Origin of the sequence: Piscinibacter sp. (assembly GCF_050175855.1) — a bacterium.
GTDB lineage: Bacteria > Pseudomonadota > Gammaproteobacteria > Burkholderiales > Burkholderiaceae_C > Piscinibacter.
The window spans coordinates 1-5191 of record NZ_JBFXIO010000364.1 but is presented as its reverse complement, the minus strand read 5'-3'; the positions used below and the strand labels follow the sequence as shown (position 1 = coordinate 5191).

At 73.3% G+C, this 5191-nt stretch carries 6 protein-coding genes; 5 read left to right on the top strand and 1 reads right to left on the bottom strand.

Translation table 11 applies throughout. The annotated features are described in order from the left end of the window. Both AB7U92_RS21460 and AB7U92_RS21455 read left to right on the top strand, forming a co-directional pair. Positions 1–543, top strand: a 543-nt coding sequence (locus tag AB7U92_RS21460) for a GspE/PulE family protein (RefSeq protein WP_428581846.1), incomplete at its 5' end; no start/stop codon positions are given. Positions 544–555: 12 nt separating this feature from the next. Continuing rightward, a complete protein-coding gene (locus tag AB7U92_RS21455) occupies positions 556–1599 on the top strand; it encodes a hypothetical protein (RefSeq protein ID WP_428581843.1) in 1044 nt (347 codons plus the stop codon). A 15-nt stretch (positions 1600–1614) separates the two neighbouring features. On the opposite strand, the gene AB7U92_RS21450 is transcribed toward AB7U92_RS21455, so the two are convergent. Beyond that, a complete protein-coding gene (locus AB7U92_RS21450) occupies positions 1615–2136 on the bottom strand; it encodes a flavin reductase family protein (protein ID WP_428581840.1) in 522 nt (173 codons plus the stop codon). A gap of 79 nt (positions 2137–2215) precedes the next feature. Between AB7U92_RS21450 and AB7U92_RS21445 the strand changes: the two genes are divergently transcribed. From AB7U92_RS21445 to AB7U92_RS21435, 3 genes are all read left to right on the top strand, one after another. After that, a complete protein-coding gene (locus AB7U92_RS21445) occupies positions 2216–2734 on the top strand; it encodes a sigma-70 family RNA polymerase sigma factor (protein WP_428581837.1) in 519 nt (172 codons plus the stop codon). Between the two features lie 19 nt (positions 2735–2753). Next, positions 2754–3626, top strand: coding sequence for an anti-sigma factor family protein (locus AB7U92_RS21440; RefSeq protein WP_428581834.1), 873 nt, complete (start codon positions 2754–2756; stop codon positions 3624–3626). 23 nt (positions 3627–3649) lie between these two features. Continuing rightward, a partial coding sequence (locus tag AB7U92_RS21435) for an AmpG family muropeptide MFS transporter (RefSeq protein ID WP_428581831.1) occupies positions 3650–5191 on the top strand: 1542 nt, incomplete at its 3' end.

The window sequence follows — 5191 nt, the reverse complement described above, 5'->3', positions numbered from 1 at the left end:
GGCCACCTGGTGCTCTCGACGCTGCACACCAACTCCGCGCCGGAGAGCATCGCGCGGCTGCTCGAGATCGGCCTCGACCCGTACAACTTCTCCGATTCGCTGCTGGCCATCCTCGCGCAGCGCCTGGTGCGCACCCTGTGCACGCACTGCAGCGACAGCGAGGTCGCTGGCGAGGACGAGCTCGATGCGCTGGCCGCGCAGTACCTCGGCTCGCATGTTGCCGCGCAGGCCGGCGATGCGCTTGCGGCGCTGCGCCAGCGTTGGCAGGCCGAGCACGGCGATGCGCGCGGCCGCATCCGCCTGCGCCGCCGGCGCGGCTGCGACCAGTGCGGCGGCACCGGCTACCACGGCCGCATGGGCATCCACGAGCTGATGCTGGCCGACGACGAGGTGCGCCGGCTGATCCGCCACCGCGGCGACGCGGCCTCGCTGCAGGCAGCGGCGCGGGAGGGCGGCATGGCCACGCTGCGCCAGGACGGCATCGCCAAGGTGCTCGCCGGCCTCACCGACCTGCCCGAGGTGCTGGCGGCCACCAATGCCTGAGGGATCCGCATCATGAACACCGTGAACATTCCGCCCGAGCTGCTCGGCAAGGTCGGCGAGGCGTTCGCCGTCTCGCTCGATGCATTGCAGCGCCGCATGGCCCCGGGTTCGGCCGTGGCGGTGCGGCCCGAAGAGGTCGCCGCGTCCGTGGAGCGGTTGCGCCACCTCGCCATCCAGCTGCAGGAGATCGCCCGCATGCTCGGCGGAGAGGGCTCGCGCGACATCGAGACCATCGACCTGCGCGAGGCGATCGTCGATGCCTGCACCGGCTGGCAGGCCGCCGCCCAGCGGCGCGGCGCGCGGCTGGTGGCGCCGCCGCCGCGCGGCGAGGCCTTCGCCGTGCGCGCCGTGGCCGGCGTGCTCGACCAGCTGATCGAGCTGCTGCTCGACCATGCGACGCGGCTCGGCGACGAAGTGCACTGCGCGCTCGAGCGCCAGGGCGACGCCGCGCGGCCGATGCTGGTGCTGCGCGTGCACCGCGACGGCGGCCGCCCGGCCGACGGCATCGACGAGGTGCACTGGCTGCTCTTCGCGCAGCTGGCCCGCGCGCGCGGCATGGCGCCGCACCGCGTGGCCGCTGGCGACGGCGTGACGCTGATGCTCGACCTCGGCGAGGGCGCGGCGGGCGAGGTGCCGCGTGCATCTTCCGCCGGCCTGCCGCGCACGCCCGTCGACGCGCGGCGGCTGGTGCTGCTGCTCGAGCCGCTGGAGCGCTCGCGCGTGCTCGCCGGTGACCTGCTGCGGCGCGCCGGCCTGCGCGTCGACGTGGCCGCCACGCCGGAGCAGGCCCGCGCCGCGCTGCGCGAGCGCACGCCCGACCTGCTGGTCTGCGGCCTGGACGCGGCCGGCGGCGAAGGCGCTGCGCTGGTCGAGGAACTGCGCGAGTCGCAGCCGCGTCTGCGCGTGGTCGAGCTGGTCGACGACGACAGCGCCTTCACGCTCTCGCTGCCCGGCAGCGGAAGGCCGGCGCGCGTCGGCCGGCATGACCTTGCGCGCACGCTGGTGGCGGCCGTCACGCAGGAACTCGATGCCGCCTACGCCGGCCTGTCCGGCTGAGCCCGCGGAGCGGTGCTACAGCGGCAGCTCGGTGTAGTAGCGCCCGCCGTGGAAGATCAGCGGCTGCGCGCCGGCGCGGTGCGCGCAGCGTTCCACCTCGCCGACGAAGATGACGTGGTCGCCCTCTTCGTAGCGACTGCGGTTGAAGCACTCGAACACCGCCACCGCGCCGTCGATCACCGGCGCGCCGGCCGTGCCCTCGTGCCAGGTCACGCCGGCGAAGCGGTCGACCGCCTTGCTGGCGAAGCGCTCGGCCAGCGCATGCTGGTCGGCGGCGAGGATGTTGATCGCGTAGTGCGATCCGGCGCGGAAGGCGGCCATCGAGCCAGCGCGGCGCGACAGGCTCCACAGCACCAGCGGCGGCGTCAGCGAGACCGAGTTGAACGAGTTGGCGGTGAGTCCGACCGGCGCGCCGTCGGGGCCGCGGGCCGTGACGATCGTCACGCCGGTGGCGAACATGCCCAGCGCCGCGCGGAACTCCAGGGACGAGAAGGTGGGCGAGCGCGCCTGGGCCGGCGCGTGCGAAGGCGGCGTCATGCGTGAGATTGTCTCGCAGCGCCTGCGCCCTTGCCGGAGGCCGGGGGAATAATCGGCCACCCCCTGGCGTATGCCCCACGTGGACGCACCGACCGCCTTCCGTCAGCAGCTGCTGGGCACCATCCCGCGGTTGCGGCGCTATGCGCGCTCGCTGGTGTTCGACGCCAGCGCCGCCGACGACCTGGTGCAGACCACGCTGGAGCGGGCGCTGGCCCACTGGCACCAGTTCGATCAGCGCCGCGACATCCTCGTCTGGACGCTGTCGATCGCGCACAACGCCTTCATGGACGAGCGCCGCCGCGACAAGCGCGTCACCTGGGTCGACGGCGATGCCGCCATCGACGCGCTGCCCGCCGTCGGCAACGACCTCGGCCTGCGCCTGGACCTGCTGGCCGCGCTCGCCCGGCTGCCCCTTGAGCAGCGCCAGCCGCTGCTGCTCGTGACCCTCGAACAGCTCACCTACGCCGAATGTGCCGATGTGCTGCGCATCCCGGTGGGCACGGTGATGTCGCGCATCTCGCGCGCGCGCACGGCGCTGCGCGACCTGCTCGACGGCCGCTCGCCCGCCAATGCGCGCGGCCTGCGCCGCGTGGTGTGAGCCTGAACACCGAACGACCATGAACGCCCCGATCGACGACACCCTGCTCAACGCCTGGCTCGACGGCCAGCTCGACGGCGAAGACGCCGCGCGCGTCGAGGCCTGGTTGCGCGACCACCCGGAAGACGCCGCCCGCGTGCGCCTGTGGGCCGCCGACGGCGAGGCCCTGCGTGCGCGGCTCGATACCGTGCTGGCCGAGCCGGTGCCGCAGCGCCTCGAGCAGGTGGTGTGGCGGCGCGGCCCGGCGCGAGCGGTGCTGCCCTTCGCCGGCTGGCAGCGCTGGGCGGCGGCGCTGGCCGTCTTCGTGCTCGGCGGCGCGGTCGGCGCGGCGCTGGTGTGGCGTCTCGAGCGCCCGGCCGCCACGTTCGCCTCGGCCCCTGCGGCGGCCCCGTCAGTGGCCAACGGCCACGCCTGGGTGCAGCGCGCCGCGGTCGCCCACAGCGTCTACGTGCCCGAAGTGCGCCACCCGGTGGAGGTGGGTGCCCAGGAGGAGCACCTCGCCCGCTGGCTGACGCGCCGGCTGGAGATGCCGGTCAAGCTGTACGACCTGCGCGCGCAGGGCTTCGAGCTGGTCGGCGGCCGTCTGTTGCCCGATGCGCAGGGCCCCAGCGCGCAGCTGATGTACCAGGCCATCGGCGAGGTGCCCGCGGGCCAGACGCCGCTGCGCGTCACCGTCTACCTGCGCAAGCCCGAAGACGGCACGCCGGCTGCCTTCCGCTATGAGCAGCAGGGCAAGACAGGGCTGTTCTACTGGGTCGAGGGCGCCAGCCCCGGCCACCCGGCCTGCGGCTACGCGATCGTCGGCGAGCTGCCGAAGGAGCGGCTGCTCGCGCTCGCCAAGGCGATTGACAGCCAGGTCGAGGACACGCCGCCCGCCAAGCCGACCTCCTGAAGCGCGGTCGGGATAATCGGGCGGTGCCCACCGACCACCGCACCGCCGCGCAACGCCTCGCCGCCTGGCACCGGCTCCTCGTCGTCACCCTGCTCGGCTTCGCCTCCGGCCTTCCGCTGGCGCTGACCGGCCAGGCCATGCAGGCCTGGCTGAGCATGGAGGGGCTGGACGTCGCCACCATCGGCTTCCTCAGCCTGGTCGGCCTGCCCTACACCTTCAAGTTCCTCTGGGCGCCGCTGATGGACCGCTTCGAGCTGCCCTGGCTCGGCCGTCGCCGTGGCTGGCTGGTGATCACGCAGCTGGCGCTGGCCGGCGTGCTGATGGCGATGGCCGCCACCTCGCCCACCGACGCGACGCGTGCCTTTGCGCTGCTGGCGGTGGGGGTGGCCTTCGTCTCGGCGTCCCAGGACGTGGTGATCGACGCCTACCGCACCGACCTGCTGCCGGCCGCCGAACGCGGCCTCGGCTCCTCGCTGAACGTGCTCGGCTACCGCCTGGCGATGATCGTCTCCGGCGGCCTGGCGCTGATCTGGACCGACCCGAACCAGGGCGGCGGCTGGACCTGGCCCGAGGTGTACCGCTTCATGGCCGGCGTGATGGTGGCTGCGGCGGTGGTCTCCGCACTGATGTTGCCGCGGCTGGCCACGGCGGCGGCGCCGAAGACCGCGGCGCGCCACGACCTGCTCGGCTTCTTCGCCCTCGTGGTCGCGGTGGCGATCGGCTTCGTGCTCACCGACCGCGTGTTCAACCCGCTGGCGCGCTCGCTGCTGCCCGCCGCGCCCAAGTGGGCCGACCTGCTCGCGCTGCTGGCCGGCATCGCGATCACGCTGCCGCTGGCTGCCTTCGCGGCCCGCAAGGCGCGCTTCGAGACGCTGCTGTCGGGCCTCTCGAACTACTTCGCGCAGCCCGGCGCGGCGGCCTTCCTCGCCTTCATCGTGCTCTACAAGCTCGGCGACGCCTTCGCCGGCTCGCTGATGACGCCCTTCCTGCTCAAGAGCATGGCCTACGCACCGGCCGAGGTGGGCGTGGTCAACAAGGTGATCGGGCTGTGGCTGACCATCGGCGGCGCGCTGCTCGGCGGTGCGCTGATGCTCAAGCTCGGCCTGTGGCGCTCGCTGTTCCTGTTCGGGCTGCTGCAGCTGGCCAGCAACCTCGGCTTCTGGTGGCTGGCGGTCAACGGCAAGGGTGTGCTGCCGGGGCTCACGCTGCCGGCCTTCGACTGGGGCTTCGTCAAGCTCGCCACTGCCACGCCGGTGGACGGCGGGCTGCTGATGGTGATCGCCTTCGAGAACCTGTCCGGCGGCATGGGCACCGCAGCCTTCGTCGCCTTCTTGATGAGCCTGTGCAACCAGCGCTTCACCGCCACGCAGTTCGCGCTGCTGTCGGCCTTCGCTTCGGTGGGGCGGGTGTGGGTGGGACCGCTGGCCGGCGTGCTGGCTGAGTCGATCGGCTGGCCGGTGTTCTTCATCGTGTCGACGCTGGCCGCCGTGCCGGCGTTGTGGATGCTCTGGTGGCTGCGCGGCCCGGTGCGCGCCCTTGAATCCGACCCCGCCGCCTCGAAATCC